The sequence below is a fragment of the Bradyrhizobium sp. S3.3.6 genome, from assembly GCF_040546905.1.
GTDB lineage: Bacteria > Pseudomonadota > Alphaproteobacteria > Rhizobiales > Xanthobacteraceae > Bradyrhizobium > Bradyrhizobium cytisi.
In genome coordinates this window covers 69435-89209 of the sequence record NZ_JBEPOT010000001.1, presented here as the reverse complement: position 1 = coordinate 89209, position 19775 = coordinate 69435, and the positions used below count along the sequence as shown (strand labels likewise).

The 19775-nt window shown below is 61.8% G+C and carries 19 protein-coding genes and 1 pseudogene; 12 read left to right on the top strand and 8 right to left on the bottom strand.

Annotation, left to right across the window (positions count from 1 at the left end; genetic code table 11):
- Nucleotides 1–3: 3 nt before the first annotated feature.
- Complete coding sequence (locus ABID59_RS00415) at nucleotides 4–411, top strand: thioesterase family protein (protein WP_354082069.1); 408 nt, start codon at nucleotides 4–6, stop codon at nucleotides 409–411.
- Nucleotides 412–508: 97 nt separating this feature from the next.
- Here ABID59_RS00415 and ABID59_RS00410 read toward each other — a convergent pair whose 3' ends face one another.
- Nucleotides 509–1186: a helix-turn-helix domain-containing protein gene (locus ABID59_RS00410; protein WP_354082068.1), complete on the bottom strand. Its 678-nt coding sequence runs from the start codon at nucleotides 1184–1186 to the stop codon at nucleotides 509–511.
- Nucleotides 1187–1244: 58 nt separating this feature from the next.
- Nucleotides 1245–1619 carry a DUF305 domain-containing protein gene (locus tag ABID59_RS00405; protein WP_354082067.1) on the bottom strand — a complete coding sequence of 125 codons (375 nt, stop codon included), beginning with the start codon at nucleotides 1617–1619 and terminating at the stop codon, nucleotides 1245–1247.
- Nucleotides 1620–1912: 293 nt separating this feature from the next.
- Here ABID59_RS00405 and ABID59_RS00400 point away from each other — a divergent pair, with 293 nt between their 5' ends.
- The 3 genes and pseudogenes from ABID59_RS00400 to ABID59_RS00390 all read left to right on the top strand — a co-directional run bounded on the left by ABID59_RS00400 (nucleotide 1913) and on the right by ABID59_RS00390 (nucleotide 7480).
- The gene (locus ABID59_RS00400; RefSeq protein WP_354082066.1) at nucleotides 1913–2815 is read left to right on the top strand and encodes an RNA polymerase factor sigma-32; all 903 of its coding nucleotides are present in this window, start codon (nucleotides 1913–1915) and stop codon (nucleotides 2813–2815) included.
- 226 nt (nucleotides 2816–3041) lie between these two features.
- Nucleotides 3042–6220, top strand: a pseudogene (locus ABID59_RS00395) (efflux RND transporter permease subunit).
- Nucleotides 6221–6361: 141 nt separating this feature from the next.
- Nucleotides 6362–7480: an efflux RND transporter periplasmic adaptor subunit gene (locus tag ABID59_RS00390; protein ID WP_354082065.1), complete on the top strand. Its 1119-nt coding sequence runs from the start codon at nucleotides 6362–6364 to the stop codon at nucleotides 7478–7480.
- Nucleotides 7481–7842: 362 nt separating this feature from the next.
- On the opposite strand, the gene ABID59_RS00385 is transcribed toward ABID59_RS00390, so the two are convergent.
- Complete coding sequence (locus ABID59_RS00385; RefSeq protein ID WP_354082064.1) at nucleotides 7843–8862, bottom strand: IS30 family transposase; 1020 nt, start codon at nucleotides 8860–8862, stop codon at nucleotides 7843–7845.
- Between the two features lie 217 nt (nucleotides 8863–9079).
- Between ABID59_RS00385 and ABID59_RS00380 the strand changes: the two genes are divergently transcribed.
- Both ABID59_RS00380 and ABID59_RS00375 read left to right on the top strand, forming a co-directional pair.
- A complete protein-coding gene (locus tag ABID59_RS00380) occupies nucleotides 9080–9301 on the top strand; it encodes a hypothetical protein (RefSeq protein WP_354082063.1) in 222 nt (73 codons plus the stop codon).
- Between the two features lie 424 nt (nucleotides 9302–9725).
- Nucleotides 9726–10400, top strand: coding sequence for a hypothetical protein (locus tag ABID59_RS00375; RefSeq protein ID WP_354082062.1), 675 nt, complete (start codon nucleotides 9726–9728; stop codon nucleotides 10398–10400).
- A 903-nt stretch (nucleotides 10401–11303) separates the two neighbouring features.
- Here ABID59_RS00375 and ABID59_RS00370 read toward each other — a convergent pair.
- On the bottom strand, nucleotides 11304–11546 hold the full coding sequence (locus ABID59_RS00370) for a hypothetical protein (RefSeq protein ID WP_502916773.1): 243 nt from the start codon (nucleotides 11544–11546) through the stop codon (nucleotides 11304–11306).
- Between the two features lie 297 nt (nucleotides 11547–11843).
- On the opposite strand from ABID59_RS00370, the gene ABID59_RS00365 reads away from it, so the two are divergent.
- The 3 genes from ABID59_RS00365 to ABID59_RS00355 all read left to right on the top strand — a co-directional run bounded on the left by ABID59_RS00365 (nucleotide 11844) and on the right by ABID59_RS00355 (nucleotide 13303).
- Complete coding sequence (locus tag ABID59_RS00365; protein WP_354082060.1) at nucleotides 11844–12134, top strand: hypothetical protein; 291 nt, start codon at nucleotides 11844–11846, stop codon at nucleotides 12132–12134.
- Between the two features lie 22 nt (nucleotides 12135–12156).
- Nucleotides 12157–12564, top strand: coding sequence for a CidA/LrgA family protein (locus ABID59_RS00360; RefSeq protein ID WP_354082059.1), 408 nt, complete (start codon nucleotides 12157–12159; stop codon nucleotides 12562–12564).
- Between the two features lie 70 nt (nucleotides 12565–12634).
- On the top strand, nucleotides 12635–13303 hold the full coding sequence (locus tag ABID59_RS00355; RefSeq protein WP_354082058.1) for an LrgB family protein: 669 nt from the start codon (nucleotides 12635–12637) through the stop codon (nucleotides 13301–13303).
- Nucleotides 13304–13410: 107 nt separating this feature from the next.
- Here the strand turns inward: ABID59_RS00355 and ABID59_RS00350 are convergent, their stop codons facing one another.
- Nucleotides 13411–13743 carry a c-type cytochrome gene (locus ABID59_RS00350; protein WP_354082057.1) on the bottom strand — a complete coding sequence of 111 codons (333 nt, stop codon included), beginning with the start codon at nucleotides 13741–13743 and terminating at the stop codon, nucleotides 13411–13413.
- A 10-nt stretch (nucleotides 13744–13753) separates the two neighbouring features.
- Complete coding sequence (locus ABID59_RS00345) at nucleotides 13754–14995, bottom strand: molybdopterin-dependent oxidoreductase (RefSeq protein WP_354082561.1); 1242 nt, start codon at nucleotides 14993–14995, stop codon at nucleotides 13754–13756.
- A 154-nt stretch (nucleotides 14996–15149) separates the two neighbouring features.
- Here ABID59_RS00345 and ABID59_RS00340 point away from each other — a divergent pair, with 154 nt between their 5' ends.
- The gene (locus tag ABID59_RS00340; protein ID WP_354082056.1) at nucleotides 15150–15425 is read left to right on the top strand and encodes a hypothetical protein; all 276 of its coding nucleotides are present in this window, start codon (nucleotides 15150–15152) and stop codon (nucleotides 15423–15425) included.
- An 81-nt stretch (nucleotides 15426–15506) separates the two neighbouring features.
- Here ABID59_RS00340 and ABID59_RS00335 read toward each other — a convergent pair whose 3' ends face one another.
- Nucleotides 15507–16397 carry a LysR family transcriptional regulator gene (locus ABID59_RS00335; protein ID WP_354082055.1) on the bottom strand — a complete coding sequence of 297 codons (891 nt, stop codon included), beginning with the start codon at nucleotides 16395–16397 and terminating at the stop codon, nucleotides 15507–15509.
- A 2-nt stretch (nucleotides 16398–16399) separates the two neighbouring features.
- Nucleotides 16400–17458, bottom strand: coding sequence for a YeiH family protein (locus ABID59_RS00330; protein WP_502916766.1), 1059 nt, complete (start codon nucleotides 17456–17458; stop codon nucleotides 16400–16402).
- A 281-nt stretch (nucleotides 17459–17739) separates the two neighbouring features.
- On the opposite strand from ABID59_RS00330, the gene ABID59_RS00325 reads away from it, so the two are divergent.
- Together ABID59_RS00325 and ABID59_RS00320 are read left to right on the top strand one after the other, a co-directional pair.
- Entirely contained in the window at nucleotides 17740–18276 is a 537-nt protein-coding gene (locus ABID59_RS00325; RefSeq protein WP_502916765.1) for a DUF305 domain-containing protein, read from the top strand.
- 9 nt (nucleotides 18277–18285) lie between these two features.
- The gene (locus ABID59_RS00320) at nucleotides 18286–19740 is read left to right on the top strand and encodes a YncE family protein (protein ID WP_354082053.1); all 1455 of its coding nucleotides are present in this window, start codon (nucleotides 18286–18288) and stop codon (nucleotides 19738–19740) included.
- Nucleotides 19741–19775: the final 35 nt, after the last annotated feature.

The following is a 19775-nucleotide window of genomic DNA, read 5'->3' as shown; positions in this document are numbered from 1 at the left end:
CAGATGAAGCCGAGCGCGAGCGTCACCATCGGCATGGCTGCGGCCGTGTCGATTGTGGTCACCCCCGACATGACGGTCGGGCATTTCGTTCCGGGCATGCCGCAGGTCTACGCGACCCCGATGATGATCCTGCACATGGAAATGGCCGCTGGCCTCGCGGTCGCAGCCGCCCTGCCGCCTGGTTACGTCAGCGTCGGCATGTCGGTCGATATCCGGCATCTGGCGGCCACGCCGATCGGCAGTCGCGTACGCGCGCTGGCGCGTGTCAAAAGCGTCGACGCAAAGAGCCTGCTTTTCGAGATCGAAGCGTGGAATGACCTCGGAAGGATCGGTGCCGGCACCCATCGCCGGGGGATCGTGAATGTCCCCGAGTTCGAGAAACGGTTCGGCGTTCACAAGGCCGTTGCCTGACGCCTCAGCGCATTGCTCGACCGCAAAGCGGCCATCCCACAGGCAAGGAGGCTCGACATCGACGGCCTCGCGTCCCGCAGAAGATCGAGAAGGGCTGTCACAGGATCTCTGTGGCAGCCTGCTCGAGCTCGGATCGCGGGAGCATATGATTGCCGAGGCGCCAGCTCCGGGGAGTGCATCCCGTGAAGCGCTTGAAGACGGTCGTAAAGTGGGCCTGGGTCTGAAAACCAACTGTGAGCGCGATCTCCATGATCGGCATTGTGCTGTCCTTCATCAGCTCCGTGGCTCGCCGAATTCTCCGCTGCAGCAGGAATTCGTGCGGGCGCAGGCCGGTAGCCACGCGGAATTGAGAGGCGAAGTGCATGCGGCTAAGTCCTGCGACCGCAGCCAGATCACGCGAGCCAATCTTCGAGGAAATGTCGGCATCGATGTAGTCGATGACGCGTTTGAGTCGCCATTTCTGCAACCCCTGGACATGGCGGCCGCGAGCAGAGACTCGATCGGTCCCCTCAACGACAGTCCGTAAACCAAACTTCCGGACCGCAATCGCGAGCCGAAGCGATTCCATACATTGACGATCATTGTTGTGCGTCGCGACCTTTAGGGCCTCAAACAGTGACTGAACGACTTCATCTCCGGACCCTATCTCAGCGGGGGCCGACGGCAAGGTCGACTGGTGACCACTTGCAATGGAAACTAAACGTCCCGCCTCGTTCCCGCTTAGGGCGGAATGCGCGAACAGCTGCCGAAGGGGATCGTGGGTCTGGACGGACATCTTGAGTCGCTCCGAGATAAGGAATGCTGTCAGGTCTTCACGATGTAGCGAGATGCCGTCAATTCGGCGCGCGCGCGGCAATCTCGGCGCCGATCGAGGGCGTCAAATTGGCGGCGGCCGGCAACGCATGATGCAGGGACGAGGGCTCCTGATCCTGCTCGCTCACCATCTTCCTTGCGAGCCGCCGAAGTTCGTCGTTCCGGCCGTACTTGATCTCCGCACGCGCCATGTCGATCGTGCCCTGATGATGAGGGACCATCACATTGACGAAATCGCGATCGATGTCGTCGGTCGGCGTCATCAGCGTGCTGCGATTCATGTTGCTCATCGCAAGATCGATATCGAACAGAAACTGCTGCTCGTCCTGGTCCGTCCCCGTATGGGCTTCAGAGTTCTGCTTCGGATCCTGCGCGAGAGCGAATGAGGTCGCCATGACCGACAGACTGGTTGCCAGCGAGATAGCGCGCCTGCGTACGAATCCGCGGGAGAACAAGGGCACATCGAACTCCATGGCAGCTAATGTGATCGGTGTCACGCAGACGAGTGCGTGTTGTTATGAAGATGCCAAGGGGGATCGATAAGCTCAATTAAAAATGGTTTTAAGGTTCGGCGAGCGCGACGCGTGCCGGCTAAACCCGAATTCAGATTTCTTAAGTCCAATTTAGTGGCCGCCCCATCCACGCTCTTCCTACAGTTGAGGTGCCGGACCCAACGTAGGAGCAGTCAATGCAGGCTCAAAAGGCCACCGCCAATGTCACCGGAGTGCCAGCACTGCAATCGGCTGGTATTCTCGCCTATTCCGCAGCCATCAAGCGCTTCGATCTGCTCGAGCGTGGCCGCGAGCAGCAGCTCGCGCAGCGCTGGCAGGAGTGGCGGGACAAAAGCGCGACGGACGAACTGATTACGAGCCATCTTCGCCTCGCCGCCAAGGTGGCACGGGGCTACAAGGGATACGGTCTTCCGATCGCCGACCTGATCGCGGAAGCCAATCTTGGACTCGTGATTGCAGCCTCTCGCTTCGAACCCGGTCGCGGCGCGCGGTTTTCGAGCTACGCCATGTGGTGGATCAAGGCGACCGTCCATGAGTACATCTTGCGCTCGTGGTCCCTGGTCAAGATCGGCACGACGGCCGCGCAGAAGAAGCTCTTCTTCAGGCTGCGCGGTGAAATGAGGAAGCTCGCGGGCGATACGGCGGTACTGACGCCGGAACTTGCGCAACTCATCGCCGACAAACTCGATGTGGCCGCTGGCGACGTGATCGAGATGGATAGCCGGCTCAGCGGTGATCTGTCCCTGAGCACCCGTATCGGCGACGGCGAGCGGTCGACGGAATGGGAAGCCACGCTTGTCGATGACGCCCCGGGTGCAGAAGAGATCGTCGCGGACCACGACGAGACAACCCGTAGGTCAACGGCGCTGCGCACCGCGCTGGATGTCTTGACCGAGCGCGAGCGGCGCGTGTTCGAGGCGAGACGGCTCGCAGAGCCCGCGGTGACCCTGGAGCAGCTTGGTTGCGAACTGTCGATCTCGAGCGAGCGGGTGCGGCAGATCGAGACGTCCGCATTCGCCAAGGTCAAGCGCGCGACGATACAGGGCACCAGAATGGGCAGCGACGGAATGGCTGCGTGAGGCCTACGAGCATCGAGCCTGTGCTGTGGTCTGCACAGGCTCGCTGCCAGGTGAACAGGAAGCCGTGTCTGATCACGGCTGCGCGAAGCCTGGCCAAAAGGTGAAGCTGGGCAATGGCTTTGTCATTTCCCGTTGGAGCGCCCGAATTCCAACTTGATAGCGGCGGCTGGCCGATCGACGTGATGCCCCGCCGCGTTCTGAACCAGCAGGCACGCAGGGGTCTCGAATGGGAATTGTTCGATTTGCACTGAGGTTCCCGCACACCTTCTACGTGGTGGCGGCACTGATCCTGTTTCTGGGCGGTGCGGCGCTGTGGTCGATGCCGACGGACATCTTTCCCGAGATACGCATCCCTGTGGTGACGGTAATCTGGCAGTACACCGGTCTGTCCACGCCGGAGATGGAGCAGCGCGTCAGCACCTACAGCCAGTATTCCATCAGTGCCAACGTCAATGGCATCAAGAACATGGAATCTCAGACAATGGTCTGTCGGTGCAGAAGATCTATTTCCAGCCCGACGTCAATCTCGACCTGGCCATCGCGCAGATCGTTTCCGCAACGAACTCCATTCGTGCGTTGATGCCGCCGGGCATCCAGCCGCCGATCGTCGTGCAGTTCAATGCGTCGAGCGTTCCCGTGCTCCAGCTCAGCCTGAATTCGGACAATCTCAACGAGCAGCAACTCTACGACTTCGGCATCTATCGTGTCCGGCAGCAGCTTGCGCCTGTTCCCGGCGTCACCCTACCCACACCGGCCGGCGGAAAGTATCGCCAGATCATGGTGGACATCGATCCCGACAAGCTGCTGTCCCGAGGGCTGACGCCGCTCGACATCGTCAACGCGGTCAACACTCAGAATCTCACGTTGCCCTCCGGCACCGCGAAGATGGGAGACATCCAGTACACGGTGCGCACCAACGCGACGCCGGCGACCATCGACGATATCAACAAGATTCCAGTGAAGTTCACGAACGGCGCCACCATTCTGCTGAAGGACGTTGCCCAGGTTCGCGATGCTTCGATGGTGCAGCAGAACATCGTCCGCGAGGACGGTCGTAGCTCGGTCCTTCTCAGCATCATCAAGAACGGCAACGCCTCGACGCTGGCAGTCGTCAACGGCGTGAAGAAGGCGCTGACCGCCGTTCGCGCTGCCGCGCCGCCCGGACTCAAAGTCACGGAACTATTCGACCAGTCGGTCTTCGTGACGAATTCGGTGAACGGTGTGCTCCGGGAAGGGGCGATCGCGGCGGGGTTGACCGCCATGATGATTCTCCTGTTCCTGGGCTCGTGGCGCTCGACCCTGGTGGTGATGATTTCGATCCCGCTGGCGATTCTGTCGTCGCTTGTGGTGCTCTACTTTCTCAGGGAAACGCTGAACACGATGACGCTGGGTGGCCTTGCCCTGGCGGTCGGCATCCTGGTCGACGATTCGACCGTCACGATCGAGAATACCCATCGGCTGTGGACAGAGGAGGGGATGTCGCTCGCGGATGCGACCTTGCACGGAGCGGCCGAGATCGCGGTGCCCACACTGGTGTCCACCCTTGCCATCAGCTGCGTGTTCACGTCGGTGGTGTTCCTCGAGGGGCCCGCCAAATACCTGTTTACGCCGCTGGGACTCGCCGTCGTATTTGCGATGCTTGCGTCCTACGGATTGTCGCGAACGCTGACACCGATCACGATTGGGCTGCTGCTGAAGGGCGAGCGCCGGCATGTCCACGGCGAGGTCCCAGCCGGGCTGTTCTCGCGCCTGTCCGACGCCTTCGATCGCAGCTTCGAGCGGTTGCGTGAGAGCTATTCCCGGCTTCTCGGGGTACTGCTTCAACGCCGCGCCGTGGTGCCGATTGTTGCGATCCTGATGCTCGGCCTGGGCGCGGTGATGCTGAGCCTCGTGGGAAGGGATTTCTTCCCGCTGATCGACGGAGGCCAGATCCAGCTCCATGTCCGCGCGCCGGCGGGTACCCGGATCGAAAGCACCGAAGCCATATTCCAGAAGGTCGAGGACAAGATCCGCGAAGTCATTCCCGAGAAGGATCGCTCGCTCGTCGTGGACAATATCGGGCTGCCGGCGCGGGCGTATAATTTGGCCTTCGCCGACGGCTCGACCATCGGCATCAATGACGGTGTCATCCTGGTCTCGCTCCGGGACGGCCACAAGCCGACAGCGGAGTATATCAAGAAGCTGCGTCAGGTCTTGCCGGCGTCGTTCCCAGAGGACACTTTCTATTTTCAGGCCGCCGACATCGTCACGCAGATCCTGAACTTCGGACTGCCAGCGCAGATCGACGTTCGAACCGTCGGCTATGGAGCGGACAATTTGGCGATTGCCAAGAAGCTGCAGAAGCGGCTGGCCGCGATCCCGGGTATCGTCGATGCCCATCTCCAGCAGGAGATCGACGGTCCGGCGTTTTATGCGGATATCGATAGGACCCGTGCCGCCCAGCTCGGGCTGAACGCCAGCACGGTCGCGACCAACATCAATGTCAGCCTCAGCTCGTCGGTGCAGGTCTCGCCGAATTTCTGGACCGATCTGAGCTCCGGCATTCCCTACTATCTCGCCGTGCAGACGCCGGAATACAAGATCGGCTCGCTGAATGCGCTGGCCAATACACCCGTGTCCACATCACTGGCCGCGAGTGGCCAGACGGTGCCTGGCATGCTCGGCAACATCGCGACCTTCAAGCGCGACACGGTGCCGACCAATGCGAACCAGAGCAACGTCCAGCCGGTCTACGAGGTCTATGCGAGCGTGCAGGGCCGCGATCTCGGTGGCGTGGCAGCCGATATCGGAAAGGTCACCGCCGATCTTCAAAAGCAACTCAAGCCCGGCAATTCCATCCAGGTCCTGGGCCAGATCCAGAGCATGAACGACTCGTTCCGGGATCTCGGCATCGGCCTCGTGTTCGGGGCCGTGTTCGTCTACCTGCTGATGGTCGTCAACTACCAGAGCTTTGGAGAGCCCTTCGTGGTTATCCTGGCGTTGCCCGCGACGCTGTGCGGCATCGTGACCATGCTGTTCATCACCGGGACCACGCTCAATGTCCCGTCGCTGATGGGCGCGATCATGTCCGTCGGCGTCGCATCGGCGAACTCCATCCTGCTGGTGACGTTTGCGCGCGAGCAGCAGCTGAAGGGCCATTCCGCCCTAGAGGCGGCATTGAGCGCCGGACGCACCCGTATCCGGCCGGTGCTGATGACAGCCGCCGCGATGGTGGTCGGCATGATCCCGATGGCCATCGGCGGTGCCGGCGAGGAGCAGAACGCAGCACTCGCCCGCGCCGTGATTGGCGGACTGCTGTTTGCGACGCCGACGACCCTGCTCATCGTCCCCTATCTGTTTGCCATGCTGCGCAAGGGCAATGATGGAAAGCCGCAGCATGGCGTGTTCAAGGAAACGCAGGCATGACTGAGATAGATGTGCGGCCCGATCGGCCACTCCACGACCTCGATCTTCCGGACGATGCGGATAGGCCTCTGCTGCGGGCCGAAGGCCGGCACAAGCGGCGGTCCGGAGCAGCCGTGTTCGGGTCAGCGGCGTTGCTCTTGCTTGCCGGAGGGCTCGCTGTGGGTGGCTGGCGCCACTATCAGGCCGCGCGCGCTGGCCGCGACGTCCGAACAAGCGCGTACGCTTGTCCCGGAAGTCCGCGTCGCGACCGTCCGCGCCAGTGACAGCAAGATAAACGTCACCTTGCCGGCGACGACGGCAGCCTTCGAAGCTGCCAATATATTTGCCCGGACCAATGGCTACATCGAAAAGCGCTACGTCGATATCGGCGATCGGGTGAAGGCAGGAGCGTTGCTGGCCGAGATCGTCGCGCCTGAGCTGGACCACCAGATCGCGCAGGCCCAGGCCACGTTGGCGCAGACGCAGGGAACCCTGCAGCAGACGCAGGCGAGCCGTGAACTGGCCGAGGTCACCAACGCGCGCGACAGCGGTCTCGTCAAGCAGGGATGGCTGACCGCCCAGCAGGGCGATAACGACCGTCTGACACTGCGCGCACAGCAGGCGGCCGAGGCCGTGGCAAAGTCGAACATCGCGGCTCAGCAAGCTCAGATCCAGGTCCTGGAGCAGGACAAGGCCTATCAGCGCGTGGTGGCTCCGTTCGACGGCGTGATCACCCAGCGCAGTATCGACAATGGCAGCCTCGTGCAGGCCGGTTCGACATTCATGTTCACGTTGATGCATGCGAATGTCATCCGCACGCAGGTGTTCGTGCCGCAGGACGAGGCGGTCGGAGTTCAGCCGGGTGTCGCTGCGGTCGTCCGGGTCCCGGAACTGCCGGGCCGGGCGTTTCCAGGAAAGGTCACGCGGATTGCCACCGCCCTCCAGCCGGGGAGCCGTACGTTGCTGACGGAGATCGACGTCCCCAATCCGGATGGCGCGCTTCAGCCGGGCATCTATTGTACCGTCGAGCTGTACATTCCGCGCAAGACGCCGTCGTTGATCGTACCGGCCGACGCCGTTGTCTTCGATGAGAAGGGCCTGCATGTTGCGGTCGTGGAAAATGGCGTCGTTCACATGCAGAAGATATCGATCGCACGCGATTTCGGCACCCAGGTCGAGGTGCACGATGGCGTCAAGCCGGGCGATCAGGTGATCCTCAACCCGATGCTGAGCTTGACGGAGGGTCGCCGGGTTTCTGCCCACGGGCCGCAGACGAGCTAACTCGCGGCCAAAACCCGACGAGGCGCCGATCGACAGCACGGAGTGCTGGATCGCGGCCTCATATTCCAGCCCGCGAGCATGCTTCCGCGAACCGTCAATGGTGACCGCCAGGTGATCCGGCGCGAGTGCCTCCGTATTCAATGTCACCGAGGGCGGTTTCACAAATGAAGTGCAACACGTTGGACTTTTGAGCCTGGCCATGGCTAGCTAGGCTTGCCTCGCCGGTCGTGCATTGTTTCATGATCGGCGATGCCGTCAAGGGCGACCCGCACGAGCGGGGCGCAAGAGCGCACCCTTGACCGCAGCACCGATCATGAAGATCGCCTCCCATGCGGAGATAAGCATTGGAGCGCTTCGGTCTCTCAGGTGATCGCACTCTCGAGCTGGGCGCATTCGGCCGCGAAGACCTCCATCGGCGTTTGAAAGCCGAGACAGGCCCTCGGTCGTGTGTTGAGGCTTTCTGCTATCGCGTTGAGATCCTTCTGCGCGTAGATCGACAGGTCGCTTCCCTTGGGCAGATATTGGCGAACCAAGCCGTTCATGTTCTCGTTGGACGGACGTTGCCATGGCGAATGCGGGTCACAGAAGTACACCTTCATCTTCAAAGCCCTGGAAAGTTCATCGTGGCGCGCCATCTCCTTGCCCTGGTCATAAGCCAAGCTGGTGCGCATGGCCGCCGGCACTTTGCCAAGCTCACGCTTGAAGCCGGTCAACGCGGCACGTGACGAGCAATCTTTCATCTTGACCAGGATCGTGAAGCGACTTTTGCGCTCGATCAATGTGCCGATCGCTGAAGCATTGCCGGCACCTTTAATCAGATCACCTTCCCAATCTCCTGGAAATTCCCGGCCCAATACGTCGGCTGGTCTCTCATGGATCGAAATCATCCCGATCATGCCGCCACGCTTGTCGGTGCGGCGGCGCAGAGGCAATCGCTGACTGTGATGTTGACGCAGAAAACTCACCAGCTCTCTGCGAATTTGACCGCGAGGCAATACGTAGATCGCCCGATAGATCGTCTCGTGAGAAACCATCGGCAAACGAGGACCCTGCTGCTGTTCGTCGTCACGCTGCCGGCGGAGCTTGCCGGAAATCTGCTGAGGTGCCCATCCGCGCCGGATATGCGCGAACACCCAGGCCCGCAACGCCGAGCCTTCCCGCAGCTTCACCATACCATGGCGACGACGCCACCGACGCGCATATCCTGCAACACATGCATCGTACTCTTCGCCATCCTCGCTATTGCGTGAGATCTCTCGCGATAGCGTCGAAGCTGCTCGACCAAAACTGCGGGCGATCGACCGCAGGCTTTCTCCGTTCAAGATCCGGCTATGAAGATCGTTGCGCTCCGTCGCGCTCAATTGGCTGTAGTGGCGTCCCATGCTCACCCTCGATATATGTACGGGGTGTTGCACTTCAAATTGGAATCCGCCGAGGCACTCCGTGCCTTGGCTTCACCAGGTTCGCCGGATTAAAGAATCGTAAGCGGCTCACAGCTCATTGAGCGCCTGTGAGCAAGTCTTGCATTCGGCTCCCCTGCATCGATCCCCACGTCCTTCATAGGGCAACACGTTCGTTGCATTTGAATGGAGAAGGTTGATGACGATGCTGAAGATCTTGTCGGCGGGACTGATCGCGACCGCGATGTTCACCACGGCCGCCAGCGCACGCGAGACTTACACGAACCAACGGCACATCACTGAGCGCGCTGGGCACGCGAGCGTCTTTCCGTTTGCACGACCTCTTGGCGCCTACACCGCAGCGCCCTCGGAGCAGCCGGGCGGCACTTGTGATCACGGCGACAATCCGGAGATTTGCTGAGGGGCAGACCAAGGAGGCGCGGCGGCATAAGCGGACTGCGCAGTCACCGGCGACGCGAGCGTCTCCTTGCCAGCCTCCACATATTCAGGTCGCGCCCGACCCTCATCCTCGGGGACGAGATTTTGTCCGCCAAAATCCTGGAATGCTTGACTCACTCCGCTCGACCCGGACCGGCGCAGCGCGCCATCGAACTCGACCACTGGGTTCAGTCGACCGGGTTGTCGAGGATTGCAAGAATTGCGCTTAGCAGCCAGCAGGCGGGGATGGGCCTGTCGTCGCAGCAGTGCCGCTGGTGAGGCAACTAGCCGGAGCCGGATTGCGGAGGTCCATCGAAATGCTTTCGGGACACGCGCTCGTGTTCGGGGTGGGCATTACGCTCGGCGCGGGGCTGATGGTGGTGTCGGCGTCGATCGCCGGGGGTTGAATGGTGCCGGGGGCAGAGGTTGACGGGATATCAGGCGTTGACGCCGGCAAAGCCGCAGCATTGGTCAAGGTGCTTCCGGGTGCCGACGTGCACGAGCTTCCGGGAGTGGAGCTGCCGAGTGCGGGCGCCGTCGCCACAGTGCCTGTCGTACTGCCAGTGACCGTGCCGACGATGGTCACGGGCATGGCCGCCGACAAGGTCGGCGGCAGGCTTGTAACGGTCATCGGCGGAGCCAGCCCCGACATGCCAGTGATGGTCCCCATTGCGCCCATCGGGCTCGTTGTACTCATCGCCACGGTGGGGCTCGCAGAAACGCCGCTGCTTGTGGCAGTGACGCTCGCCACGGAAGGCGAAAGCTCCACCTCGGTCGGCGCACAATTCACGCTCGTTCCTGGAAGCGTCGGGTCTTGTGCCAGTGGGGGCGAAGCCAGCGTGGTTGCCGGCGCACTGGGAATGGTCGCGGCCGAGAAAAGGCTCGTGAAGGGGCTCGGCCCTGCCAGCGCGGACGACACAATCGCGCCCGGTGTTGTCGGAATGGCCATTGCGGTCGTTCCCATGGTCGAGACTTGCGCCAGGCAGCCGTTGCCGCTCAGCAGGAGGACGGCTGTCGCGCAGATGAGCGTACGCATTCAAAATCCCAGGCGTTCGATGGTCGAGACCAGACGTAAGTGCTGAGGCCGGTAAATCCAATTCACGTTCGAGAGCGACGATTGATGGCTCAAAGCAGTCGGGTGCCGACAGCGCCCGTGACGCGGGATACACGTTAAGTTCAGTAACCTCGCACGAACTCTCGATCAGAGAGTTTCAATACACCGTCATGGTCCTTGCCGGAGCGTGTCTACCGCCTAGTCTTTATCCAGGGCGATCCAATCGTCGGAGATCCGCTTCCGAAAGAGCCGCTGTTTGCGAAGGTGCTCCATGCAACGAATTCCATTCATACTGATCTGCATGGCGGTCTCGGTGTGGTGGGCGCCGGGTTATGCGGTGCCGGTCGTTCAGCCTGATCCACCAATGAGTGCCGAGAGGATCGCTCAGCTTCCGTCCGAAATCAGGAGGATTTTTTTGTCCAGATGCGGCGCTGACGCCGAGGCTGGACACTACTTCGCGACATACGACGACAACTCAAACGTCGTTCGGCTCGACTACTCGCTCCTCCAATGTCCGAATGCCCCTGAACATTGCGCAGGCTCCCGCTGCGTCCAGACGTTTTTTCGCCGCGCTGGCCAGTATGTGCTGTCCAAGCCCAGCGGCACTCACTTTCCACGACCGCGTCCGCGACGTGATCTGCGGTTGAGGCTCCCTTCGCAGGTCTATGTGACAGGGCGATTGGCTGCCGTCGAAAGGTAACTGTGAGGGGAATCTCAAGGCCGAATTGGAAATCCGTCATTTGTACGGGGAAATCGACCACCTGATGTCCGAGAAAATTTGCGACGGCCGGCCGAACGACAGCAAACCAAAATCGAGTATCTACGCAGGATCGCGAGTGACCCAGGATCTGATGCAGGAACTTCGAATGGCAAACAGGGTGCGCCGCAGGTTGCGGCAGCACCCCGTATGACGCTTCGCGACGCCCTGCGCTCAGTGGAATCTCGGCCCGATATGGACGTTGCGGCGGGCGAACACGGGAGCCGCGCCGCCGGCGCGCTCGAGGCCCATCCTGCCTGCCGGCGTCAGGGCGCCGCCGTTCAGGACGTCCCGATTCGGATACATCGCCGCGTAGGCCGCAGGCTCCTGGTCCGCGAAGGACCACGCCGCAAATGCGGATGGGATTGACACCACCGAGATCAACGCCGCAGCAATCAGTGTCTTGAACACAGTCATCATCATTCTCCATTGTCTCATTCGTGCGGAGAATTCGCGGCTCGCGATCACTGCTGCTCTCCTGGTTGCGTTTCCCGAACTGGATGTTCTTGATGTGTCGGATGTAGGCATTTCCGCTGGCGACCGTGCATCGTCGCAGATCACCCTTCCGAGAAGACGAAATACGCTTGGAGCTGTGAACGCGCCGGTGTCGAATCTGTATTCTTTGTCATGATCGCTCTCGCCATCGTGCTCGGTGCCGGACGTGCCTGACGCCTACTTCGAGCTAAGGTCATCTCAACGCCGGGAGTATGAATCATGAGGCTGTTGTCCTTGCTTTGCTTCGCACTTTGTCTCGTCCTCTCCGCCACCACGGCGTTCGCCCGCGGCGGCATGGGATCGATGGGATCACACATGTCGATGGGTGGCGGCGCGCTCGGCACGAGTGCTGCGGCGCCGGGAACGAATTCCCTGGGCACCGCACTGCCCTCATCCGGTACCGCAGGTCACGCCATCAAAGGCCCACCGCTCGGTACGAACCCTGCGATCGCCAAGGAGGATGCGCGGGTTGAAAAGATGCTGGAGGGGTCGATCTGTCGCGGATGCTGAACCCGCGCAGGTTGCGAGGCAAATGATGGTACCCGCTTTTCTCGTTCTTCTGGCCTGTGAGCTCGCCGGCAACGTGCTCCACCAAACACTTGGGCTTCCTGTACCGGGACCTGTGATCGGCATGGCAATTCTGGCTGCCGCGCTGGCTTTCAGAAGGGAAGGCACGGGCCCCAGGTCGCCGATCACCGACAGCCTGCAGTACACTGCTGAAAGCCTGATCCGTCACATGGGACTTCTGTTTGTGCCGGCTGGTGTCGGCTTGATTGCGGAGATCGGAGTGTTGCGGTCGGAATGGTTGCCGATTGCCGCTGGCCTGATCGGATCGACGTTGTTGAGCCTGGCCGTCACCGGCCTAGTGATGCACTGGAGCATTCGCCGTCGCTCTGTGCGGCGGTCGCCGGACACCGTGCAGGGCCTTGAGACGAGTTAACTGACGTCGGGCTGTTGCCAATGGTTGTAATTGATCATCTCTGGAGTTCGCCTGGCGCGATGCCGGTGCTTTGGCTCGTGGTAACGCTGACCGCTTACGCCCTCGGCAACACGCTGCAGCGGGCCTGTGGTGGTTCGACCGTCGCAAGCCCGGTGCTCACGGCATCATTCTTGTGGCCTCCGTCGTCGTTATGACCGGGACCGATTACAGGGTCTATTTTGCGGCAACCCAGCTCATCAATTTCCTGCTCGGGCCGGCAACCGTCGCCTTGGCCGTTCCGCTGGCGCGAAGCGCTAGGCTCGTAAAGGAGAACCTCTTGGGTGTTGCACTTGCGCTGTTGGCGGGCTCCGTCACATCGATCCTCAGCGGCATCGGCCTGGTGTGGCTCTTCGGAGGTTCACGTACGGTTGCGCTTTCCATGGCGCCGAAGGCCGCGACCACTCCCATTGCCGCCGCGGTTTCCAGCCAGATCGGCGGCATGCCGGCCCTGACAGCGACGCTCGCGATCGTTGGCGGCATCGTAGCGGCAGTTGTCGGTCGGAAAATGTTGACCGCGTTGAACGTCAATGACTGGCGAGCCCATGGTCTCGCCGCCGGAATCGCTGGAAGCGGCATTGCGGCCGCACAGGTGGCGGCGTGCAACGAGCTTGGAGCGGCATTCGCGGCAGTTGGCATCGGATTGAACGGCGTCCTGGTTGGGCTCGTTGTGCCGCTAGTTGTGCAGCTCTGGAAGTCATGAGAGGAGATTAGCTCCTGAGCCCATGCGCGCTCTCTCGTCACGCGTGTGCTCGTTTGGTGGCCGCATTCTCCAAACCTGCCTCCAGGAGGTGAGTCGCAGGCCTGACGTTAGTTGGTGCCCTTCATGCTGGCGAGGTAGTCGACGATCGCGGGCACATCGCTCTCGTCTATGGGAGCTCGGTAGGCCTTGATCATCTTGCGGACCTCGGAGGCCCAAGCGGACCTGGAGAGAGCAGGCTGGTTCAGCACCATATCTGCGGAGTGACAGGCCAGACAGTTGTTGTTGATAGCGTCCGCGCTGGATCCACCGGGGAATAGAGCATCGCCCGCTGGAAGCTCCACGGTCGTCGATGTGATCGCCGGGGCGGGCTGGACCCGGGCGGAGGTGGGCGTCAGCAGGGCGGCGAACGAGGCGCCCAGAGCAATGATGGTGTGTCGCATGAAATTGTTCCTAGATGGCGGTGATGTGAGCCGTCTCAACGGCGTTGAGCATGAAACCGCTGTTGTTCCAGTTGGGCATTGCGGGCTGAATGTCGCCGCTCAGATTCGTGCAGCGGACCATGAGTGAATGCTGGCCCTTCATCAGCTGGGGGATGTTCACCTGCCAACGGCGAAAGCTGTACTTTCCAAAGTCATCACCCAGTGTCGCGAGTTGCCAGGTCCGGCCGTCATCCATCGAAAGCTCGACCTTGGCGACGCCCGTGTCGCCCCCGAAGGCAATCCCGCGGATCGCCGCGCTGGCACCAGCCGGAAGCGACGCACCTTCCGTAACATTGGTGAAGAAGGATCGCGGCACCATTTGGCTGATGGGAACCATTTTCACGCCAGTCTGGCCAGGCGTGATGTTGGCGTGCGGCGTGTCCGGGATGGTGTACGCGGTCGCCATCCAGTAATCGTCGTCCGGGCGATCGAGGACTTCGATGTCGCTGAGCATCTTGACCCAATAGGTCGAATACCACCCCGGCACGATCAGGCGCAGCGGGAAGCCGTTCAGCAGCGGCATCTGCTCGCCGTTCATCGCAAAGGCGATCATGACTTCGCCATCGCGAGCATGATCGATGTCGAGCGACTTGCGAAAATCGGGTGCTTCGGGCACCACGGGCTCGTCCAGTCCGCTGAAGCGGACCTGTATCGCGCCGGACTTGATGCCGGCTCGGTCCAGCACATCCTTGAGCCGTACTCCCGCCCATCGCGCATTGCCCATCGCGCCATGAGCCCACTGCGCGCCTGGGACGCGAGGTGAAAAGAAGCCGCGGGAGTTGCCCGAGCACTGGTTGACGGCAGCGAGCTCAACGCGAGGCATCTTGAGCAGATCGCCGATGGACAAGGACAGCACCTGGTTGACGTGGCCGCGCACGGCGAGTCGGAAGGCGTCCACATCGACCGACGTCGGGATCACAGCCCAGTGCCATCGCACATAGAACTGGTCGTTCGGCGTGAACACGCCGCGATCGAACACCTCCATCGGGGTTTCCAACAGCGGCGGCCGGGTACGCTGCAGGATCATGGGTCCCTTCTGTGGGAAGTCAGGCGTGATCGGCCGTTGCTGCGGGCCGCTGGCGAACGGAAGGCGCACCGACTGATCGGCCCAGGCCGATGAGCCGGCGAGCGCCATGCCCGCGACGCCGATGGTCTTGAGCACGGCGCGGCGGGACAGAGCTCGAACGTGTCGATCGTTGCGATGTAGTGGCATCGAGATCCTCATGCTTAAATGGGTTCGCGTTCGATGCAGGGCCGGTCATCCGAGGTTGATGTCCGCGAGGGGATCTTCGACCTGCCGGCGGGGTGGCGCCTGGCGAATGCATGGAAGAGGTCCTGTCGTAAAACGAAGGTGCTCTCGCGAGTGAATGTTACTCCTGTTGCCCGAAGAATGCATCGGGCTTCTGGCGTGCGCGAGGGGCGCGCCGAGCATCGAACCGGCGGTGACGAGCAAGGTGATCGTGAGGAAAGCGCGGCGGGAACCGATCATTGTGAATCTCCATCTGTTATGGCAAGCAGAGTGTTCGACGTGCTTGCCGCTTCTCAAGGAGGTAGACCGCAATACGGCGGCAATCCAACGAGATGATCAGATCGTTCTGATCGCCGGCCACGATCGAATGCGCAAAGACGCTGCCGCGCGCTGACGACGCCTGCAGCATTGCCGACGAGGCATCAGTTCAATTGTTGCAATGGAATAGACGTGCCGCCTGCGGGCGCAGGTCGTCCTACGCAGCAGGGCTCGCTGTGATGCTGGACATCAACGCGGCTTCGGCCTTGCTCACATGCCGCTCCTTGTGGCGCAAGGCGTAGAACGAACGCTTCGCCATTTCGCCTTCCAGCTGGAATAGCCGCTTTGCCGCGATCGCGTTTTCGACCACCAGATCGGAGATGGCCGCGGCGCAGCGGCCCGTCTCGACGGCGGTTCGAATGGCCTCGTTCGAGGCGAGCTCGAGCTGCACTTTGAGATCCGAAAGTCGTACTCCGCGCTTCTTCAGAGCCCTTTCGAACATCGCACGCGTTCCGGAACCCGGCTCGCGAAGAATCCATGGTGTCGCGGCGATCCAGTCCTGAGGGAGCTTTCTCTGGTTCGCCAGAGGGTGTTGTGAGCCCACGACGGCGACCAACGCATCGCCGTCGACGCGGCGGGCGGACAGAGCGGCGTCGTCGATGTCGCCTTCGATGAAGCCGAGATCCGCCATGCCCTCGCGCACGTCGGTCGCGACATGCTCGGTGTTGGCAATCTTCACGTCAAGTTCGATGCCGGGATAGGTCGCCTGGAAAGCCAATAGCCGCGCGGGCAGCCAATAGCTGCCGACCGTCTGGCTTGCGGCGATCACAAGCTTTCCGGCCTTGAGCCCGGCGAAGTCCCGCAGAACCTGCTCGGCCGCATGGGCGCGCGCCAGCACGGCACGGGCTTCTCCGAGAAACGAGCGGCCCATATGCGTGAGCACGATGCCGCGACCGACCCGATCGAACAACTTGACGCCATAACGGCCTTCGAGCGCGGCGATCGCCGCGCTCGTGGCTGATTGGGTCAGATTCAGTTCGCGGGCGGCCTGTGTCACGTGCTGCTTGTCGGCGACCGCGGCGAAGATCCGGAGCTGTTCGAGCGTCATGGTCACCCCATGAATTTGATGAGAGCCAGGCTGAAAGTTGCAATGAACAGGAAGGCAAGCGCGCCCAATATAGCCGGACGCAGGCCCTGCGCGTAGAGTTTCGAGATATCGGTTTCAAGGCCCATGGCGGCGAGAGCTATCGTGAGCAGGAAGGTGGACAGAGTGATCGTGGCGTCCCTCATTCCCGTCGGAATGGTCACGACACTGTTGACGGCAGTCACCGCGACAAAGCCGATTGCGAACCAGGGCAGGGGTGCCCTTGCCGCCCTGCCGGGCGCGCCTCGGGCCGCAAGCCGGGGCCCGACGCTCAGGGCCAGCACCACAGGCGCAAGCAGCATGACCCGCGCAAGCTTGGCGACCGTGGCAATTTCGCCGGCGCGCTGGCTGTTCTGAAAAGAAGCGGCGGCCACCTGCGCAATCTCATGGATGGATGCTCCGCTCCAGAGGCCGTAAGCGCCGCCATCGAGATGCAGAAGATGCGGCAATACAGGATAGACGAACATCGCGATCGAGCCGAAGATCGTGACGCAGGCAATCGCATAGGCGACGTCCTCGTCGGACGCCCCGGTGACGCTGTTGGTCGCGACAACTGCCGAAGCACCGCAGATCGAGGTGCCCGCGGCGATCAGTTCGGTGAGCTTTCGGTCGACGCCCAACGCTCGGCCGGTCGCGAGGGTAAATGCGAACGTGGCAACGAGCGTGCCGACGACGATAAAGAGTCCCTTTGCACCCACGGCTGCGAGCTGGGTCAGCGTGATCTGAAAGCCGAGGAGAACGATCGCGGCCCGAAGCAGACGGCGCATGCTGAAAGCAATTCCCGGGGCGGCGAAGGACGGCGTGCCGACCAGATTGCGCATGGAGATCCCGATTGCGATGGCGAGGATCATGGGGCTGAAGGTGGCAATCCCTGGAACGCCGTGAAGCAATTTGGCGACGAGCGCGATAGCTCCTGCCAGCGCCACCCCGGGGACGACGGCGCGGGCTGGATTCATCCGCGATACGATGGTCTCGCGGATGACGGGTTTGACTTGAGAAGTGCGGAAGTCGATGGCAGAGGTCATTGGCGTTACTCCGGGTTACGCCAAACGTGGTCTGCGTTGAAGAATTTATCCAACAGATTGATGTTTAAGTTATGATCGATAAAATCGATCAATTGTCTGGAGCGCATTGCTGGGCGGGACGCTAACGCGTCTGTGATCGGGCCGAAGATCCTGCCTTAGTCATTGTTGTCGTTGGCTTTTTTGAAGGCCATCTGCCCGCGGCAGAAGAACCTTTGCGGCCATTTGGAATAGAACGCGTGCCGCTCCGTCAAACTCGCATGCGATCAACATGGGAGTTCAGGATGCACCAGCAGTCGCGCAGATCCATTGCGACACTCGCAAGCAGGTGTCGTTTCCGAAGACCAGGGCTCGCCGCGATCCTGTTGGGTGGGCGGGTCCTGATTGCTTGCGCGATCCCGCCGCTCGCGTTCGCGCATGAAGCCCATCCGGCCGATGCTCCGGCAGGGCTGACCGCCGAGGAATCCGCGTTCCTGAAAGAGAACGACGCGGCGATGACCAAGATGATGAACGCCATGGCGGCGAAGCCCAGCGGCGATATCGATCGCGACTTCGTTGCCATGATGAACCCGCATCATCAGGGCGCCATCGACATGGCCGTGATCGAGCTGCGCTACGGCAAGAACGAGCAGCTTCGGCGGATCGCGCAGGAAATCATTGTCGACCAGATGCAGGAGATCGCCGCGATGAAGCTCGCAATCGGCGAGCCGGCGACCGACACGACGCCCGCGCCGACGCAACCGCAGGCTCTCCCTGCCGCACACGATCACCATCATCACTCGGGCATGCAGATGGACATGTCAGCCGGAATGAAACACTAGGAGCGAAACATGAAAACGTGGAAAACTGTCTTCCTGGCGGCAACGATGCTCGCAACGTGGTCCGCTGCGTGGGCCGGGCAAGCGCCCGGCGCACTGTCCTCGCCTGACATTCCGATCAGCCATCACGACCGGATTTACGCGGCCGAGCAGTTCTCGAACACGGTCTCGGTGACGGATCCCGTCGACAACAAGCTGCTCGGCGTGATCCGGCTGGGTGATCCGCAGCCGCTCAATTTCAGCCCGCTCTACAAGGGTCAGGTGCTCGTTCACGGTATGGGCTATTCGCCCGATCACCACACGCTCGCGGTGGTGTCGATCGGCTCGAATTCGGTCACCTTCATCGACACCGCGACCAACGCGGTCAAGCATGTGACCTATGTCGGTCGTTCGCCGCATGAGGCATTCTATACGCCGGACGGCAAGGAGGTGTGGGTGACGGTGCGCGGCGAGAACTACATCTCCGTGATCGATGCCAAGAGCTTTGAAGAGAAGACGCGCATCACGACCCCGAGCGGCCCGGGCATGCAGATTTTCTCGCCCGACGGCAAGTACGGCTACATTTGCTCGTCGTTCAATCCGGAAACCGATGTCGTCACGGTTGCCGACCACAAGATCGTCGCCAAAGTGAAGCAGGATAGCCCGTTCTGCCCGAACATCGCCGCGACGCCCGACGGCAGGCAGGTCTGGTTCACGCTCAAGGACGTCGGCAAGACGCAGGTATTCGACGCACGTCCTCCGTTCAGCCTCCTCAAGACCATCGACACCGGTCCGATCACGAACCACGTCAACTTCGCGCAAACCGCCAAGGGATCGTTCGCCTATGTCACGATCGGTGGCTTGAACGAAGTCAAGGTGTTCCGCACCGACGACTTCTCGCAGGTCGCGACCATCCCGGTCGGCAATTTGCCGCACGGCGTCTGGCCGTCGGGCGATGGATCGCGCGTCTATGTCGGCCTCGAGAACGCCGATGCGCTGGCGGCGATCGATACCGCGACCAACAAGGTGATTGCGAACATTCCGATCGGTCAGGCACCCCAGGCGATCGCCTATGTGCCCAATGCCGCGCCCAATCCCGACGACCGCGAGAACCTGCAGCCGCTTGGGGTTGCCGGCCAGGTTGCCCATCTCGCCCTCGCACCCAAGCAGCGGACCGGCGATGGCACGGCGCCGACCAGCGTGTCGCTGTTCGACCAGGGCCTGATCCAGATCCTCCAGGCCTCGGTGACGGGTCTCCAGCCCAAGCAGAAATATGTGCTGGCGCTTTCCGAGCATGAGGACGGCAGCGGCGCGTTGCAGCCGCTCGCAGCGTTCATGACGAACCCGGCAGGATCGGCTATCGTGAACGCCGTCGGCCCGATCCGGCAGATCGTCGATCAGGGGGCAAAGGCCGACAGGCGATACCTTGTGATCGCGCCCGGCGAACCGACCATGCCGGGCGAGGCGATTCTAATTGAAACTCGGTGACGTTCGCTGAAGCGACAAGGGACGCAGGCGGAGGA